The 16986-nt window shown below is 60.4% G+C and carries 19 protein-coding genes; 11 read left to right on the forward strand and 8 right to left on the reverse strand.

The features are described from left to right. Window positions 1-7: 7 nt before the first annotated feature. Window positions 8-865, reverse strand: coding sequence for a LysR family transcriptional regulator (locus ACO6TG_RS18070; protein ID WP_422374466.1), 858 nt, complete (start codon window positions 863-865; stop codon window positions 8-10). Between the two features lie 97 nt (window positions 866-962). Between ACO6TG_RS18070 and ACO6TG_RS18075 the strand changes: the two genes are divergently transcribed. After that, window positions 963-1553 (forward strand): HD domain-containing protein, encoded by a 591-nt coding sequence (locus tag ACO6TG_RS18075; protein ID WP_422374467.1) that lies wholly within the window; start codon window positions 963-965, stop codon window positions 1551-1553. A gap of 27 nt (window positions 1554-1580) precedes the next feature. On the opposite strand, the gene ACO6TG_RS18080 is transcribed toward ACO6TG_RS18075, so the two are convergent. Then, entirely contained in the window at window positions 1581-2444 is an 864-nt protein-coding gene (locus ACO6TG_RS18080; RefSeq protein WP_422378905.1) for an NUDIX domain-containing protein, read from the reverse strand. Between the two features lie 172 nt (window positions 2445-2616). On the opposite strand from ACO6TG_RS18080, the gene ACO6TG_RS18085 reads away from it, so the two are divergent. Beyond that, entirely contained in the window at window positions 2617-3075 is a 459-nt protein-coding gene (locus tag ACO6TG_RS18085; RefSeq protein ID WP_422374468.1) for a GNAT family N-acetyltransferase, read from the forward strand. A 27-nt stretch (window positions 3076-3102) separates the two neighbouring features. On the opposite strand, the gene ACO6TG_RS18090 is transcribed toward ACO6TG_RS18085, so the two are convergent. Continuing rightward, entirely contained in the window at window positions 3103-4002 is a 900-nt protein-coding gene (locus tag ACO6TG_RS18090; RefSeq protein ID WP_422374469.1) for a LysR family transcriptional regulator, read from the reverse strand. Window positions 4003-4088: 86 nt separating this feature from the next. Here ACO6TG_RS18090 and ACO6TG_RS18095 point away from each other — a divergent pair, with 86 nt between their 5' ends. Together ACO6TG_RS18095 and ACO6TG_RS18100 are read left to right on the forward strand one after the other, a co-directional pair. After that, complete coding sequence (locus tag ACO6TG_RS18095) at window positions 4089-4733, forward strand: NADPH-dependent F420 reductase (protein WP_422374470.1); 645 nt, start codon at window positions 4089-4091, stop codon at window positions 4731-4733. 23 nt (window positions 4734-4756) lie between these two features. Next, window positions 4757-5491: an SDR family oxidoreductase gene (locus ACO6TG_RS18100; protein ID WP_422374471.1), complete on the forward strand. Its 735-nt coding sequence runs from the start codon at window positions 4757-4759 to the stop codon at window positions 5489-5491. Between the two features lie 14 nt (window positions 5492-5505). On the opposite strand, the gene ACO6TG_RS18105 is transcribed toward ACO6TG_RS18100, so the two are convergent. Further along, window positions 5506-5997: a DUF3429 domain-containing protein gene (locus tag ACO6TG_RS18105; protein ID WP_422374472.1), complete on the reverse strand. Its 492-nt coding sequence runs from the start codon at window positions 5995-5997 to the stop codon at window positions 5506-5508. A gap of 161 nt (window positions 5998-6158) precedes the next feature. Here ACO6TG_RS18105 and ACO6TG_RS18110 point away from each other — a divergent pair, with 161 nt between their 5' ends. Further along, on the forward strand, window positions 6159-6524 hold the full coding sequence (locus tag ACO6TG_RS18110; protein WP_422374473.1) for an EthD domain-containing protein: 366 nt from the start codon (window positions 6159-6161) through the stop codon (window positions 6522-6524). Window positions 6525-6575: 51 nt separating this feature from the next. Here the strand turns inward: ACO6TG_RS18110 and ACO6TG_RS18115 are convergent, their stop codons facing one another. Together ACO6TG_RS18115 and ACO6TG_RS18120 are read right to left on the reverse strand one after the other, a co-directional pair. Further along, a complete protein-coding gene (locus tag ACO6TG_RS18115) occupies window positions 6576-7760 on the reverse strand; it encodes an MFS transporter (RefSeq protein ID WP_422374474.1) in 1185 nt (394 codons plus the stop codon). Beyond that, on the reverse strand, window positions 7750-8109 hold the full coding sequence (locus tag ACO6TG_RS18120) for an MmcQ/YjbR family DNA-binding protein (protein ID WP_094074952.1): 360 nt from the start codon (window positions 8107-8109) through the stop codon (window positions 7750-7752). Before ACO6TG_RS18120 ends, ACO6TG_RS18115 begins: the two co-directional genes overlap by 11 nt. 157 nt (window positions 8110-8266) lie before the next feature. Between ACO6TG_RS18120 and ACO6TG_RS18125 the strand changes: the two genes are divergently transcribed. The 6 genes from ACO6TG_RS18125 to ACO6TG_RS18150 all read left to right on the forward strand — a co-directional run bounded on the left by ACO6TG_RS18125 (window position 8267) and on the right by ACO6TG_RS18150 (window position 14080). Further along, window positions 8267-9082 carry an RNA polymerase sigma factor gene (locus tag ACO6TG_RS18125; RefSeq protein WP_422374475.1) on the forward strand — a complete coding sequence of 272 codons (816 nt, stop codon included), beginning with the start codon at window positions 8267-8269 and terminating at the stop codon, window positions 9080-9082. 99 nt (window positions 9083-9181) lie between these two features. Beyond that, window positions 9182-9667 carry a YybH family protein gene (locus ACO6TG_RS18130; protein WP_422374476.1) on the forward strand — a complete coding sequence of 162 codons (486 nt, stop codon included), beginning with the start codon at window positions 9182-9184 and terminating at the stop codon, window positions 9665-9667. 489 nt (window positions 9668-10156) lie between these two features. Next, a complete protein-coding gene (locus ACO6TG_RS18135) occupies window positions 10157-11017 on the forward strand; it encodes a LysR family transcriptional regulator (protein ID WP_422374477.1) in 861 nt (286 codons plus the stop codon). Window positions 11018-11178: 161 nt separating this feature from the next. Then, complete coding sequence (locus tag ACO6TG_RS18140) at window positions 11179-11607, forward strand: Hsp20 family protein (RefSeq protein ID WP_094073631.1); 429 nt, start codon at window positions 11179-11181, stop codon at window positions 11605-11607. A gap of 31 nt (window positions 11608-11638) precedes the next feature. Continuing rightward, the gene (locus ACO6TG_RS18145) at window positions 11639-11923 is read left to right on the forward strand and encodes a DUF1150 family protein (protein WP_247646150.1); all 285 of its coding nucleotides are present in this window, start codon (window positions 11639-11641) and stop codon (window positions 11921-11923) included. A 360-nt stretch (window positions 11924-12283) separates the two neighbouring features. Further along, complete coding sequence (locus tag ACO6TG_RS18150; protein ID WP_422374478.1) at window positions 12284-14080, forward strand: diguanylate cyclase; 1797 nt, start codon at window positions 12284-12286, stop codon at window positions 14078-14080. A gap of 74 nt (window positions 14081-14154) precedes the next feature. Here the strand turns inward: ACO6TG_RS18150 and ACO6TG_RS18155 are convergent, their stop codons facing one another. After that, window positions 14155-15435: an OpgC family protein gene (locus ACO6TG_RS18155; RefSeq protein WP_422374479.1), complete on the reverse strand. Its 1281-nt coding sequence runs from the start codon at window positions 15433-15435 to the stop codon at window positions 14155-14157. Between the two features lie 40 nt (window positions 15436-15475). Beyond that, a complete protein-coding gene (locus tag ACO6TG_RS18160) occupies window positions 15476-16861 on the reverse strand; it encodes a tetratricopeptide repeat protein (RefSeq protein WP_422374480.1) in 1386 nt (461 codons plus the stop codon). Window positions 16862-16986: the final 125 nt, after the last annotated feature.

Raw genomic sequence — 16986 nt, forward strand, 5'->3', positions numbered from 1 at the left:
GTCCTTGTCAGGTTAAAGCCTTGGCCCGGGCACATTCAGCAAGCCCGGGCAGGACCTGCTCGACCAGCGCTGCTGACGGTCCGGCCGGATCGTAAACGGCGAACCGGTCAAGGTCGAAGGCTTCGGCGCCCGCGACCTCGTGCAGCTGTTTCTCCTCCAGGTCATCAGCAACAAGGCGCTCAGGGCAATAGGCCATGCCGCCGCGGCGCTTCAGATAGGCAATGCCCATCGTTGCGTTGCTGAGGAAGAAATGCCCGGACCGGTTCTTAAGGAGATCGGACGTCGCTGCGTCATAGTGAGGCCCGAGCTGGAAATTGAGAAACAGCGGCAGATCCGGGTCCTGGATTGCGCAGGGCCGGTCGGCCACCAGCACAATATGGTCCGGTGGTAGCGGCAAGGTCTCAAGCTTTGTGCCGTGGGCCCTTTCGTGGGTGATGGTGAGGTCGAGTGTCTGCCGGCGAACCAGGTCTATGGCATTGTGTTCGTGATCAAAATTCAGTGTCAGCGGCAATTTGCCGAGGGTCTGTTCGGTCCAGATGGCCAGTTCGACCAGGAGGTCGTCCCAGATCGACAGCTGACATCCGATCCGCAGCGCCAGCCGATTGGAATAACGGCGGCCGATGCTGCCCGAGATCTGCTGCCAGTTGGCGAGCATCTGTTCGGCGAGCGGTCGCAAATGCGCGCCCGCCTCGCTGAGCCGTGTGCCGCCAACGCCGCGCAGGAACAGCTCCGCGTCAAGTTCGCCCTCTAGCGCACGAATGCGGCTCGAGACAGCCGCCTGCGTGATGTTCAACCGCTCGGCGGCCCGGTGAAAACTGCCGGTGTCGGCGACGGCCTGGAAGGTGGTCAGAAGCTTCAAGTCCATAGTGAAAAGTATTTTCTATCGAAATGATAAAAACAATCAGTTTTTCTAATCAAAACGTTCTTGCTAGCGTTCTGGCAGATCGATGACGGAGGTTTTCATGCTCGACAGAACCCGCAAGCCCACCTGGACCCGGATGGAAGAGGCCAGCAAGGACGATTTTCTGGCGGTGATGGACTACGAAGAAGCGTTCAATGCCGGCCTCGTGGACCGCATCATTGGTATGCTCAAGTCGCTCGACGAGGACTGGACGCCTTATCCGATCAATCGCTATGAGCATTCGTTGCAGTCTGCCACCCGTGCCTATGAGGACGGCGCCGAGGAGGAGATCGTCGTTGCCGCGCTGATCCATGACATCGGTGATATCCTCTCGCCCTATAACCATGGCGAACTGGCAGCGGCCATGGTCCGGCCCTACGTAAGCGAAAAGACCCGCTGGATCATTGAACATCACTGCGTTTTTCAAGGCTATTATTACAACCACCATCTGGGCGGCGACCGCAACGCGCGCGAGAAATACAAGGACAGTCCCTATTACGAAGACTGCCGGTATTTCTGCCACACCTATGACCAAGCCGCGTTTGATCCGGACTACGAAAGCAAGCCTCTTGAATTCTTCGAGCCCATGCTGCGCCGGGTCTTTTCCAACAAGAAAGGCCACCTGGAGCTGAATGAGCGCGCAGACGACTGAGACCTGCAAGACGTCAACGCGTGAGCTTCAGATCTTTGCCGCCAGCAGGGCGAAGGCAGGCTGTTTCAGGAGGTTGATCGACTCGGGCCCGGAGACCCATTGCCGGGTCCGGTGGTTTTCCTCCCAGCCAGACCCGGTCAGCACCTTGCGCACCGCCATCGGGTAGACGGTGACATCGCAGGTTGCCCCCCACTTTTCATAGGTGAAGCTGCCGAGCGGGTTGCGCCCGATGGTGCCTTCGACCCCGGCTTCCTCGCGCGCTTCGATCCGGGCGGAGGCAGCTGCGCTCAGGCCCGGTTCGACAATGCCCTTGGGCACGGTCCAGTGACGTCCGCTCGACGACCCGACAATCAGGATCTGTGTACCGGCTGCGGTTCGGCGAAAAGGGATCACGGCGGACTGGCGATAGTAATAGGCCGGGCGTGGGCGAAGCTCCGGCCCGTCAGGCGCCGGAAAGGGGAAGAGATCCGGCAGTTCCTTCGGCCTTGTCACGTCTCGCAGACCGGCATGTGTCCCGCGCAGTTCCAGGCAGCACAGCGTCGCTGGCCCCGTGTCGACTTCAAGCGCCAGCTGCAACAGCAGAAGGGTTAGAGTTTCCGGCCGGGCGACCAGAAGCGGGCGTTCGGCGCCTTCAAGATCCGGCAGTCTCCCTGAAGAAAGCGCCTCAGACGCCGTCAGGCCACGTGCTGTCCAGCCGGCGGCTTTGAGGGCCTTTGCCGCTGTTGCTTTGGCACGGGCAGAATCGTCGGTGAGGATACAATCCGGCCGCCTGCGATTCTGGCCAAGCCAGGCACCGATCTTCTGGGCCTGCCGCTTGCCTTTTGTGCGCAGCGGTCGTTCAGCTTCCTCACCGTGCCAGACCTTCGCACCGGATCCGGCGCAGAGGATCATCAGTTCCAAGGCAACCTCCTCTGCCGGGCAGTATATCGGTGCCGAAGCAGGCTGTCACACAGGGGGCGTGCTGGGAGGCGGGCGACCGGTTTGGCACTTGACGCGCTGTTTGTTATGCCTCTTTCGATTTTGGGGCCGCGCACCGGCGGCCTTCCTCCCGTCAGGAGTTTTCATGGACGAACTGGTATTTGAGATCGAATCTGCAAAAGCGGAAGACGCGGAACGGCTTGCGGCCTTGAGGATCGAGGCGATGCGACCGAGCCTGGAAGCGGCCGGGCGCTTCGATCCGGCGCGTGCGCGGGCTCGATTTCTGGATACGTTTGAACCGGACGAGACCTACGTTCTGAGCGCCGAAGGTCAGCTCGCGGGATTTTATGTGCTGCGCGCTCGTGAGGACCATCTTTATCTCGATCACCTTTACCTGGCACCGGAACACCAAGGCCGGGGCGCAGGCCGGAAAATCGTCGGTCTTGTCCAACAGCAAGCCCGAAGGCTGGGTATTCCGGTACGGCTCATGGCACTGAATGTCAGTGACGCGAACCGGTTCTACCAATCCTGCGGCTTCGATGTCGTCGAACAGAATGAACTCGATACCCGGTACGCGTGGTCACCTGAGACAAGCGCGGACTGAAGCCGACCACACCCGGCATGTGTCCGATCAGATCTGCCGCGTCAGCTCCAGAACCTGTTGGCGAAACCAGCGGTGCGCCGGATCGTTGTGCCGGCGCGGGTGCCAGAGCATGTCGACATCAAAACCCGGCAGCTCCAAAGGCGGTGTACAGGAAGCCACGGTGTCGGCGTAAAGAGATGCAAGCCGGGCCGGCACCAGACACAGGGCGTCGGAATTGGCCACAAAGGCCGGCGCCAGCAGAAAACTCGGAATCGACGCGGAGACCGAACGGCTCAGGCCGTGTTTCTTCAGTACCTTGTCGGCGATGCCGACAAAGCCGCCCCCTTCAGGGGAAATCAGAATGTGCCGTGCCGCGCAAAAGGCCTCCAGGGTCAGTTCCTCCGCCAACAGCGGATGTCCGCGGCGCAAGATGACACGAAACACTTCGCTGAGCGCGGTTCGGGTTCGGGCTTCAGGAAGGGCCATGCCGGTAGCCAGCGCAAGGTCAACCTTGTCGTCTTCCAGGGACTGCCAGAGCGTTGTGGGCTCGAAAGGAAGAAAGGCAAGTTTTGCACCCGGCGCGGCCCGGCGGATCCTGTTTTCCAGCTCGGCAGCCACGACGGCCTGCACGTAGTCGGTGCCGACCAGCCGGAAGGTCTTCTGGGTGGTTGCCGCATCGAAAGCGCTGTTTTCGCGCACGAGCGCGTCAAGATCCTGCAGTTGCCGTCTGAGATCGGCCTGCAGCGACAGCGCCCGGCTGGTCGCAACAAGATGCCGCCCGGAGGGCGTCAGCAATGGGTCGTTGAAGAGGTGGCGCAGGCGTTTCAATTGTGCGGACATGGCCGGCTGGCTGATGCCAAGGCGGCTGGCTGCGCGGGACACACTTTCTTCCTCCAGCAACGCATCCAGCGCCAACAGCAGTCCGAAATCTCCCTGTTTAATATCCATTTAAATTATACCTGGCATCCAGATTTGAAATTTCAATTATGAATAGCGCGCTCCTAATTTCAAGTCATCAGAGACAGGAGACGATCATGAAAATCGGACTAATCGGATCAGGTGGAATGGCCAGGGCGCTTGCCGGTAAATGGGCTGCGCAGCATGAAGTCATGTTGTCAGGCCGCGACCTTGCGAAGGCCAAAAGCATTGCGGACGAGATCGGCGTTCAGGCCGGAAGCGCGGAAGAGGCTGCCAGTTTCGGCGAAGTGGTTGTTCTGGCCACCCGCTGGGAAGATGTCTTTTCCGGCATCGACAGCGCAGGGGGGCCGGAGGCCTTCAAAGGCAAGATCGTGGTCGATATCAACAATCCGGTCAGCATCGAGACCTTCCTGACCACACGGGATGACGCCCGGTCGCTGACTGAGGCCATTTCCGACTATCTGCCGGGCGCGCATGTCGGCAAGGCCTTCAACATGGCGCAGGTTGCGGTCTGGGCAGATCCGGACATGACCTATGATGGCCGGCAGATGGTGACGCTTTACACGGCGGATGAAGCAGCCGACGAAATCATTGCGCAGCTGATCCGCGACGTTGGCGCGTTGCCGCAGCGTCTCGGCAGCAATGCCCATGCCTATCAGCTGGAAGCCGCCGCAGCGATTGTCATCAAGTTCCTGTTTGCAGGGCGCGATCCGCAGACGATCTTCAATTTCATCCAGCCGGAAGTCAAAGCGGTCCGCTGAAGCGGACCGATGAGGAGGGTCGCATGAAGGCACTCAGGAACAGGAAAGTGGTGGTGGTGGGCGGTGCATCCGGGATCGGGCGAGCGGTTGTCGATGCGGCGTCAGAGGCGGGAGCCGATATCGTCATCTCCAGTCGCAACACGGAAAGGCTTGCGGCAGTCGCCGGCAGCGTTCCGCGCGTTCGGTCCGTCGCTCTGGACATGACAGACGCCTGGTCCGTCGAGGCCTGGGCGGCGCAGATCGACGAGATTGATCATCTGGTGATTACAGCCTCAAGCGCAGTGCATGGGCCGTTTGCCGAGCTGAAGACAGACAGTCTGCAAACCATGTTCGATGCAAAGTTTTTCGGTCCCTACAGAACGGCCCAGGCTGTTCTGGACAAGTTCCGTGAGGGAGGCTCGATCACCTTCTTCAGCGGTGTCTTGTCCCGGCGCCCGGGCCGGAATTGCAGCGGACTGGGGGCCGTCAACGGTGCTGTTGAAAGCCTGACGCGCGGCCTGGCGCTGGAACTCGGTCCAGGGCTTCGGGTGAATTGCGTTTCTCCGGGGATGATCCGGTCAGAGGCCTATCAGGGGCTTGAGCAAGAAACACGCGAGACGATGTACCGGGAAACCGGCCAGTCCCTGCCGTTGAAGCGGGTTGGCACCGTGGAGGAGGCCGCAGGTGCCGCCCTCTATCTGATGGGCAACAGCTTCACGACCGGCATGGTGCTCGATGTCGATGGGGGCCACATGATCCGCCAATACGCGGTCGCTTGAATTCTTCGTGCCGGTCAGATTGCGGTAAAAAGCGCTCCGACCACCAGGCTGGCCATGACGACCGCGGTCAGCGGCAGGCGAAGCTTCGGGTACCAGGCCGGTGCTTCGCCTTTCATCGTCGCCTGAGCATCCAGAAAGAGCACCAGGGCATAGGCGGCTGCCAGAACATAGAGGCCGATCTCAAGCGGAAGAAGAAGCGCCGCCCAGCCGATCAGTGACGGAACCACGCTGATCGCAAGGCGGGGGCCGCGTTCTTCCTCCGGCTCGGAGGGGTTTGCAATGGCAAGACCCCACTGAATTCCGCCCAGAAACGACAGGATGACAGCACCGTAGAGAGCGAGTGCACGGCCGGCCCACTCGGTCCAGTCAGATGCCCCAAAGACTGTCATAGCAAGCAAGGCAACAAAGGGCAGAGCTCCGGTTCCTCCCAGCCATCGCGCTGCGATGGGGACAGAAGAGCCGTCTTTCGGACCGCCCGTGCCGTCTGTTGTGCCTGATTGTGCCATGTTTCCGTTTCCTGAAAGACCGATCAATTGACTGCAGTAACTGCAACCCGACCGAGCTGAAGTGTCCCGGACATACGTTTGGGCAGCAGGGCTGGATCGATGCCGGACCTCCAAAAAACCGTGTTAGGGTTAAATCGTCGCCGCATTCCCGAGGAGGACCAATGATGATCAAGCTGATCATGTGCCTGCATCGCCGCTCCGATCTGACCCGCGAGGAGTTTCTGGACTATTGGCAGAACAAACATGGCCCGTTTTTCATGGAAAACGCGCCGGTCATGCGGGCGCGTAAATATGTCCAGGACCAGACGCTTTCCTCTCCGATGAACGATGCCTTTCGCCAGTCGCGTGGCATGGCCGAGGAATTCGATGGTGTCGCCGAGGTCTGGTTTGAGTCAGAAGAAGATCTGATGGAGGCGATGAGCGCGGCGGAAGGTCAGGCGCTTGCCGAGGCTCTGTTGAAGGATGAAGCCAATTTCATCGACCATGCTAGGTCCTGCGCCTTTCTGGTGCGCGAGCAGCCGTTCTGAGGCAGCGAGCAACCGGGGCAAGGCTTCGGGCAGCCCCGATCGTTCAGGGCCTCACAGCCGGCGCAACCGCATCATGCCCAGAATGCCGAGCGCCGGGCCTATGGCCATCAGCGCAAAGACGCCCGGCCAGCCGATCAACTCGGCACCGAGCGGTGTCAGCTGGACGGTAAAGAAGGTCAGTGCAAACCCGAGGGCGGTCTGAAAACTCATCAGGCTGCCGGCCTGATCCGGTTCGGCATAATCGGCAACGAGCGCTGAAAACTGCGCGGAATCGGGCAGGATGGCGGCGCCCCAGACCAGCACGCAGAATACCGTCAGCCAGACCGGGCCGCCGAAGGAGACGGCCGAGGCAAGCGCCGCAGAGCCGCTGACGGCCATGGCAAGGATCGCGATATTGGCCTTGCCGACCCGGTCGGCTGCAAGCCCGGCGAGGATACTGGCAACACCTCCTGCTGCGATGGTCAGGAAGGCGATCAGACGGGCAAGCGACAGAGCGTTTTCCTGCGGCATGTGGTCCGAGAAGGAGACGGCGAGCGCGACGCCGATCCAGGCCCACATGGCATAGAGTTCCCACATGTGGCCGAGATAGCCTGCATAGGCGTATCGGATCTTCCGGTTGGTCCAGGCTGTGAAAATCGCCTTGATTTTCATCCGGGGTGCCTTTGCGTGGAACGGGCCAAGGCCGACAAAGAGGCACAGGACACCGCCGCCGGCCGAGGCAATAGAGGCAACAGTCAGGCTCCAGCGCCAGTCGGCTCCGCCGAGGAGGGCAAGCAGGTGTGGCGCGGCCGAACCGAAAGTGAGTGCGCCGACCAGAGTGCCGACCAGCAGGCCCCGGTCCTTCTGTCCCCAGCCGACGGCGATTTTCATGCCGACCGGATAGACCCCAGCCAGCAGGACGCCGGTGGCAAACCGGGCGAAGATCGTGACGGGGCCGCCCGGTTCAAACACGAGCAGGCTTGAATTGAACAGGGCTGCGAGAATCGCGCAGATGGCAAACACGCGTCTCGGGTCGAAACGGTCGGCGAGGCCGAACAGGGCCGAGACAACGGCGCCGACCACAAAGCCGATCTGGACGACGCTGGAGAGGGCTGCCTGGGCGAAGTCGGATATGGCGAATTCGCGGGTCAGATCGGGCAAGATGGCCGCCGACATGAACCAGAGGCTCATCCCGGCGATCTCGGCCAGCATCAGCAGGCTGAGCGAGCGCCACTTTCCGTGAAAGTCAGTCGGCAAGGCCGAGGTCTTTCTGCTGCTTCTTGGTGAGTTTGGCCGCGATGATCTTGTGGGCGGCAACGATATAAGCCTTCAGATCCTCGTCAGACAGCGCGCCTTCCTTCTCCATCTGAACCCACTTGGCCCGAGCCAGATAGGGGGCCGGGATCAGGCCGTCCTGCTGGGGCAGGAGCGAATAGGACATATCGGAGCATTTGAAGCTGAATTTGGGATGACTGCCTTCCCCCCAATTTGAACAGACGGCAAAGATCTTGCCGCCGACCTTCCAGACGGATGCGTTGCCCCACTGGATGACGTGGGTGGTTGCAGGCAGCTGGCCGCAAAAGGCATCAAACTCGTCACGGGTCATGGAAAGGCTCATTTGAATCGGGGACCGAATGGGCAAGGGCGCCAAGATGACCGTTTGCTTCAGATCGTGCAAGAACACCTCTGATCAAAAAAACATGTCACACATTGCGGGGCTGCCGCCTCTAACCTTATGAAACCATCGCAAAGGGATGACACGAATGACGGCCATTACGGTATCATCAGAGCAAGTCGCGGCAGCGCAGGAAGGTGACCGGGAGGCACTGGAAGACGTCCTTTCCGGCGTTCAGGACCAGATACATCAGCTCGCACGGCGCATTCTGGTGAACCCGGACGATGCCAGCGAGGCTACCCAGGAGATCCTGATCCTGGTGCTGACCAAACTGTCGACGTTCCGGGGGGACAGCGCCTTTTCCACCTGGGTCTACCGGGTCGCGGTCCGCTATCTTCTCAGCGCCAGGAATATCCGGGACCGGGACCTCGGGCTCACCTTTGACGCCTTTGCGGCGGATCTGGAAACCGGTCTTGTTGCCGATCCTCCGGCGGCTCCGGATGAGGCTTTGCTCGTGAACGAACTGCGTGTCTCCTGCACCATGGCCATGCTGCTTTGCCTGAGCCTGGAACTGCGCCTGGCCTATGTGCTGGGTGACATCCTGGAACTGGAGCACGGAGAAGCCTCGGAAATCCTGGAACTGACACCGGCGACCTACCGCAAACGGCTTTCCAGGGCCCGCAGCGATGTCATGGGGTTTACGTCAAGCCACTGCGGCCTGGTCGGCAGCTCGGCAAAATGCCTTTGCCCACGCCGCCTGCCGGCAGCAATCAAGGCCGGTCGGATAATTCCAGGGCAGGCGCCCAATTCGGCAGGCGCGCGTGAAAATTTCGCGCAAGTTCGTGAACGCATCGGTGCCGTGATCGACAGCCTGAAGGCCTTCGAGTTGCAACGGGCGGTGCCGGAGCAGCGCTGCCCGGCCGAAATCCGAACAAAGCTTATCGAAATTCTGTCGCCGGCCTAACGCCGACAAGCCGGCCGGCAGATCTGCCAGACATTTCTCTTTTGACCCACTTGGCACCAAGCGGGACTGGCACCGCTTTGCCCGACCGAAAGCACAGCCATGCGCGTTTTCAAGACATCCTTCCTCGTGGCGGCAGTCCTCGTCACGACAACTTCAAACCCGGTCTTTGCAGAAGGAACCAACAGCATGACCAATGACCAGAAAGACGTTCTCGCCCTCATTCAGACCATGACCAGATCGTTCGAAAAGGGCGACATCGATGCGGTTATGGCAACCTACGAAGCCGATCAGAGCATCGCCTTCGAACCCGGGTCTCCGGTCTCAGACAGCGCGCAGTCCCGACAGATGTTCGAGCAGTTCCGGGCATTGAATCCGGATTTCAGCTATTCCGGACATGAGGTCATCGTTGAGGGAGACATTGCCGTTCACATTGCTCCCTGGCAGATGACCGGTACCGATCCCGAAGGCAATCAGGTTGAAGGAGAAGGACTTTCGGTCGCCGTTCTGCGCCGCCAGGCGGATGGCAGCTGGAAGATGGTCATCGACAATCCCTATGGCAACCGACTGCTGACTTCGGCGGAGTGACATCGTCCGGCCGCGTACATGTTTCGGGCGCGGCCGGGGGCCGTTTCAGCGGATTGTAGAAAGCCACGATCGTCTCGGTTTTCGGCGGATGTGCCGGAGGCCGGGCGGTTGCACATCCATCATTGGCGGCCGTTGCCGGCCGAGCCGGTTCAAGGCGCCGCCTGGAAGGGCCGCCCAGACACCACCTGATGAATTTCAGAACCTTCAGCCGCCGCCGCTTGCGCGCCAGGCGCAGGTGCAGGGCCATCAGCTGGTGGTGTTCCGGCATCTCTGCCGGCCAGAGTTCCGCGTGATGGGGATAAAGTGCCCTGACCGGGTCGTCCCAGGTGCGTCCGGTCCGGGAACAATCCTTTTTCTCCAAGGGGAGGGAATAGGGAATGAGCATCTGCAGCTCCCTTCAGGAATGTTTGATATTTTGAGGTAACAAGCAGATAATCTCATGGAGTTGGCGTATTTCCATGTTTTCTATGTGAAATTGAGATTTCAAAAATGAAACGAAATCTGGATTGGGAAGATCTGAGGCTGTTTCTGGCGGTGGCAAACGCGGAAGGGCTGGCCGGTGCTGCCACCCGAACCGGTGTCAGCGCGGCAACACTTGGGCGCCGGGTTGCCGCCCTCGAAAAGAGTCTCAATGTGCGCCTGGTGGAGCGTGAACCGCGCGGCTACCAGTTGACGGCTGCGGGACGGAACCTGTTGTTGCAGCTTGAGGAAATGGACCAGATCGCCCAGGCGATCGGCGCCTGGCGGGACAGCGGTCAGGCGCGGCGCCGGGTCCGGATCTCGGCAGGCGAGTGGACCATGCGCCTGTTGATCGATCATGTCGACCGGTTCTGGTCGCCCGATGCCGACTGGCTTCCGGAGTTTCTGGCCGACCCGCGCAACCGGGATGTGGCCCGGCGGCAGATCGACATCGGTGTGCGTAACAAGCGCCCCAAGCAGGAATGGCTCGCCGGCCGCAAGGTCGGCATTGTGGAGTTTGCCGTCTACCAGTCGCAGGACGTTCCAGCGGATATGCAGCTCGGCTGGGTCGGACCGGTCGAGAACGAGGCGCTGTTTCCAACCGGCCTCTGGATCAAGGAACACCATGCGGACGACGTGACCATCACCGTGAACAAGGCCTCCCTTGCGCTGTCCCTGGTGCGCAAGGGCCAGGTCCGCATGTTGTTGCCCACTTTTGTCGGCGATGCGTTTTCAGATCTCAGGCGTTTCTCGAACCCGATCGAGGAACTGCAGACGGAACGCTGGCTGGTGATGCACCAGGATGAACGCCATCAGCCTGAATTGCGCCGGGCGATCTCAGCGCTCGCGAAGGTCTTGAAAGAAAACCCTGTTTTGACATCAGTTGATTGAACAATTCACAGAAGGTTGACAGGCAATGACGCTGAAGGTGCGGCTCCTTGAATCAAAATTAACGAAGCTCCATATTTAATGGTGAACGGAACCGGCTGGTTCCGGCCTGGATGCCTAAGAAAGGGTCCGGGTGCAAGGTCGCTTCGACAAGGACTTTGAGGATGTCGCGCATGTCAGCGTTTTCTAGCCCGTTTATGCTCGGGTTCGACGATATCGAGCGTGTGCTCGATCGCGTCTCCAAGGCCGCCAATGACGGTTACCCGCCCTACAACATCGAAAGACTTCCGAAAAGCGAAGGTCAGGGCGATATCATCCGGATCACGCTTGCCGTGGCCGGGTTCACAAGAGACCAGCTTGACGTCTCTGTTGAGGAGAGCCAGCTGGTGATCCGCGGCCGGCAGGTCGACGACAAGACCCGCCAGTACCTGCATCGCGGCATTGCCGCCCGCCAGTTTCAGCGGGCCTTTGTCCTGGCCGAGGGGATCGAGATCCTCGGAGCCGACCTGAAAGATGGACTTCTGTCCATCGACCTGGCCCGCCCGGAACCGGAGCGTGTCATAAGAAAAATAGAAATCTCCAGCGGCGAATAGACCCTCGTCGACCAACAGATGGAGAAGACTGATGCACAATCCCAATAGCCCCTTCGGGGCACCGCCCGTCGACTTGTCCGAATATATGTCGGTTGATGAACTGACCGAGCTGGGCACCGGCGATGTTGCCTATATCAAACCGATCAAGGCACGCGACCTTCACGAGATGTTTCCGGACGTACCGCCTTTGCACGACAACATGACGCTCTATGCGTTGCTGAATGCCGACGGTACGCCGATCCTTCTGGCCGACAGCCGGGAAGCTGCTGTTGCCAATGCCTTTGAGGCCGATCTGGAAATGGCTTCTCTGCACTGACGCAAAGCCAGATCTGGAATTCGAGAGAAAAACACCGGTCATGTTTCATGGCCGGTGTTTTTTTGTGGTTTGGTCAGGCCCCGCATTTCTTCTCAGCCTGCACGTGAAAATAATGCATGCATTATTGCTCGATTTTGGTTAACCACGTTGTTGAGATTATCCTTTCGTCGTACATCTTACGCTGCGCGAGTCGGATGAACGTGGTGCAATACCAGGCGCTTCAACCGGCAGGATTATCGGCCCAGGGGATATGCGGGTATCCCGAGGGGGCGGTTCCTTCAGTCGCGGGCGGATTGACGGAAGAAACAAACAGATGCACCGGCTTCCTCCGGTGCAATAAGCGGGCATTCGGGACAGCGCATGAAAATCAGCACAATCACAAACTGGGCCTATGGCGTCACCGTTTTACTGACCGTCCTGTCCGGTATCGCCTTTATCCTTTCCGTTGACAGTGCCCACGATGAACGCAAGGCCGTCGAAGTCCACCTGGTGTTGAACGAACTTGGCGAGCAGCTTGAAATCGACGCCGAACTCAGGACGGACGAGGCCAGGCTCTATGTGATGCGTGGGGATGCCGCTCACCTCGCGGCGTTCGAAGTCTACAACGCCGAGGAACACCGACTGGAGGAAAAGGCGCGCCATGCCGAGGAATTCGGGGCGACCAGCGACGAACTTGCGTTGCTTCTGGAGATCAACAAGCAGGCCGACACGCTGGAAGCTATCGAACTGAAGGCGATCAAGGCCTATCAGGCCGGCGACGCGCAAGCCGCTCAGGACCTGCTTTTCGGAGAGGAGCATTACCAGCACCACATCCAGTTGGTGAAGGATGTCGAGAAGTTTCGCGAAATGGTGGGCGCACGCACAAGTGTGGAACTTGAGCTTGCCAAGCTGCGCAGCGACTGGTTCGGACTGACGGCGCGCATCATGCTCGGGCTGACGGCGGCATTGTTCCTCGCAGTGCTCTATTTTGTGCTGCGGCGGCGTGTGGCCCTGCCGTTGACGCGCATGACCGGGATCGTCAAGCGCCTGGCGACCCAGGACTACGAAGTCGAGGTGCCGCTTGACGGCCGTCAGGACGAAATTGGCGAGCTGAATGCCGCAATCCATATCTTCCGGCAAAACGGCCTGGAGCGAGAGCGGCTCGATGCGGAACGGCGGCGTGACCTGAAGATGAAGGACCTGATCCTGCAGATGATGCACCGTCTGCAGGCGTGCCAGAAACTGGACGAACTCAGCGACGTGGTCAGCCGGTTTGCACCACAGATCTTTCCGGAACTGGCGGGCGGGCTCTATGTGCTCAACGATCAGCGAACCGCGTTGAGGCGGGCCGGGGCCTGGAAAACGCCGCAGCCTTCACTGGCCAGTTTCAGTCCGGATGATTGCTGGGGCCTGCGCCGGGGACGTGCGCATGTCAGCCACAATGGCAAGGAGGATGTGAACTGTCAGCATCTGGCGGACACCTCCTCTTCAGCGCTATGCGTGCCGCTGACCGCGCAAGGCGATATCATCGGTCTGCTCAGTTTCAAGGATCTCTCGGACGGCGAGGACACGATCCAGGAGGCACAGCTCTATCTGGAGATGATTGCGGAAAATGTCGCGCTCGCCGTTGCCAATCTGCAGCTGCGCGACCGGTTGACACAGCTGGCCGTGCGCGACGCCCTGACCGGTTTGCAGAACCGCAGGTCGCTCGACCAGACCATGAGCGACAGGGCCCGCGAAAACGCGACCGGCCGGCTGACCTGCATGATGCTCGACATTGATCACTTCAAGCGTTTCAACGACGAGTTCGGCCATGACGCCGGGGATCTGGTGATGCAGTCCTTTGCCGGGATCCTGATGGAATCCGTGGGCAAGCGGGGCACCTGCTATCGCTTCGGTGGTGAGGAATTTGTCATTCTCCTGCCGAACCTGCCCCGCGACGAGGCTTTTGCCCTTGCCGAAGAGATCCGCAGGCAGGCGGCGCGGATGACGCTCACACATCGCGGCGCAGTGCTGGCACCTGTCACCGTCTCCATTGGCGTGGCCAGCACGCCGGATGGCGGGCCTCTGTCCTCTCTGCGCACACGAGCGGATGTGGCGCTGCTCAAGGCCAAGGATGCCGGCAGGGATCGCACGGTCTGCGAACCCGAAGCCGAACTGCGGCAGGTGAGCAACTGAGCCAATGAGCTAAAGGATCGGTAGTATCAGGAGCGGCTAATAGTTACGCCGCTCCCTGTTCGCATGGAAGTTGGTCAGGTCAGCACAGGTTTGCGTTCGTCTGAAGCCGACCTTGCATGCTGGTCAGTGTCCTCGGCCGGAGGTGATTTTGGCCGGTCGGATGGCCCGGGTGTCGACGTTGCCGGAGGTTTGCGCCAGGGCTGGCTCTTGTACCAGCCGGCAACATAGGCAACGGCGATCAGGGCTGCAAAGCCCAGAAGATTGGACAGGATCTGCGGCAGCCAGTCGCCACGGCCCCAGACCATGTCGCGCAGCAGGCCGGCGGCCTGGGCGATCACGAGGCTGGCCATAAACACCGGCAGCGACTGCTGGCCGACTTTCTGAACCACCTTGACGAACCGGCCCCAGAGAGCGCCGTGGCCCAGAAGGTGCCTGCCGTGTTCGCCGGCGGCGATCCAGGCCAGATAAGCCAGCGCCAGAAAATGCAGATACCGGAACAGGCCGAACTCGGTCTTGATCCAGAGCGGCCGGATGGCTTCGCGAATGTCCCGCGCCCAGGCCACGTCCCACTGGTGTTCGCTATAGACCCGGAAATAGGCGAAGGGGATCGTGACGATGACGACGGTCGCACACAGGAGGATCAGTTTCCGGTTGACCGGCGGTGCCGGGATCCAGCCGCGCATGAAGGCAAAGCCGGTAAAGAAAAGCATTTGCCAGGCAAAGGGATTGAAGAACCATTCCCGGTCGGACCAGGGCTCGGCCGGCAGGCTGAGCAGGTCGAATTGCGAGGCGAGCCAGAGGCCGATGGAGACGGCGAATGCGGCCGGAACCGAATAGCGTGCCGCCAGCATGATCACCGGGATCAGGGCCAGGATCACGATATACATCGGCAGGATGTCGAAATAGTTGGGCACCCAGGTTAGCGTCATCAGGCCGGGAAGCGACACTTCCGTCTTGTTGTAGAGATGCCAGAGATTGAGCGAGGCAACATAATCCTGGGTCAGGCCGCAGCAATCATTCAGGAAATTGCTCTCGTGGATCATCACGAGACCGACCGCGATCACCAGAAACTGGCCAATATGGGCCCAGTAGACCTGCCACATGCGATGCAGGATACGGGCAGCGCCCATGCCCCAGCCGTGAAGGTCGAAGATCTTGCCGAAGGCAAGGGCAGAGGCCATGCCGGAGCAGAAAACAAAGATCTCCGTGGCGTCGGAAAAACCGAAGCGGGCGGGAATCCAGAGCGTCCACCAGTTCCAGGGCAGATGGGCAATGTAGATGATGAACATGCCGATGCCGCGGAAAAAGTCGAGCCGCGGGTCCCGGGGGCGTTTCGTCTGAGGGTGCGCGTTCACGTCGTTTCCAAAAATAGTCGCTGTCCGGGCGGGAAAGTGGTCAGACCGAGAATCGGGCCCGGAGTTTTTCGTCTTCCATCACCTGTTGGGCGCGGTGCATCTTCTCGCAGGTTTCAAGACGCTGCTCGGCAAACCGGTCCAGGGCGCCGCGCTTGTGGGTGCGGTCCTTGATAAGCCGTTCGGCATCATCCGGCAATCCGGCCCGAAGCGCGGCATCAATGGTGATGCGCTCAAAGACGTCGCGCTGCGCATGCGAACCGCCGACCAGATAGAGGTTGTCCCGCGCGGAGGTCAGAAGCGTGAAGGCGGAGGCGTAGTTGCCTTTTCGGTACTGTTCCAGCCCCAGGCCCGTCGGAAGACCCGTTTCGGCGGTGATCCTGCCAATATCCGTTTCGCTCTGGGCGCGCTGTTTGAGGCCGGCCAGGAGTCGGTCGGCACCCATGCGGCGACCGCCATTCAACAGCGCCAGCAGGTAGTGCAGATCGGCGAAGACATTGCAGCCGTCTTCCGCGCGTTTATCTGACAGAAGGGCAAGCTCGTCCCAGCGGGATCCCGTATCGACCCCTTCCAGCTCCAGCCGCACCAGCAGCGAAGCGGCGTTGGAAATGTCGCGGTAATCGTCGGTCTTGTCCTTGCGGATATCCGTATCGTAGAGCGCCAGCGCCCGGTCGGCATTGCCCTGGTCAAGATACATCAGCGCCAGGTGCCACCACACGTGATAGCCGAAATTGTTGCAATGGGCCCAGCCGTCCGGATGGTTTTCCAGCCAGCCAGCGCCTTCCTCGGAGCGGCCGGTCATGTCATGGACATGGGCAACGGCATGCAGGCCCCAGGCGTCATCGCGGGCAAATTCCAGGCCCCTGCGGCCTGACGCCTCAGCCTGACGGTAGTCGCCGGTTTCTTCCAGGGAGAAGGCCCGGCAGCCCAGCAGATAGCCATAGGCCGGGTGGTTTTCATTATAAGCTGACTGGATCCGCTCGATGGACTGCCGCATGCCGACTGCATCGCCAAGCACAAAACGGATGGCATGCACCAGTTTCATCATCAGGGCATCTTCGGGAACCTTGACCAGTTCGGCATCCAGAAGGTCGGCGGAGCGGCTCGGAAAGCCCTGCAGCCAGGTGTCAAGCGCGTCGACAACGGCTGTCTCTCGTGCTGTCAGAGGCACCTGTCGCGCCGAGTTGCGTGCGATCGACAGGCACTCGCCGGCGGTCGCGTAAAGCTCCCGCCGCCCGAGCAGCAGACAGAACAGGCCGCGAGCGGCATGACCAAGGGCGAAATCCGGCGCAAGGCCGAGACAGGTTTCAAGATGCTGCGGGGTGGTCTTGCCGTGGGCAAGAAAGGCCCGCACGGTGTCGTTCCAGGCCGCCAGAGCATCCCTGTCCGACAAGGTGAGGTCATATCCGAATTGATCGCTCAGACGCATAGCTGGCCTTTTTGTCTCTCTCGCCGGGGCGCGGGGTCTTGCACAAAAGCAGAACTTGGCGCACATCCGGCTGATGAATCGCTACCGCTAAAAATCAGCAGGCTTCACTTGAACTGCAAAACACA

It is taken from the genome of Roseibium sp. (assembly GCF_965233565.1).
GTDB lineage: Bacteria > Pseudomonadota > Alphaproteobacteria > Rhizobiales > Stappiaceae > Roseibium.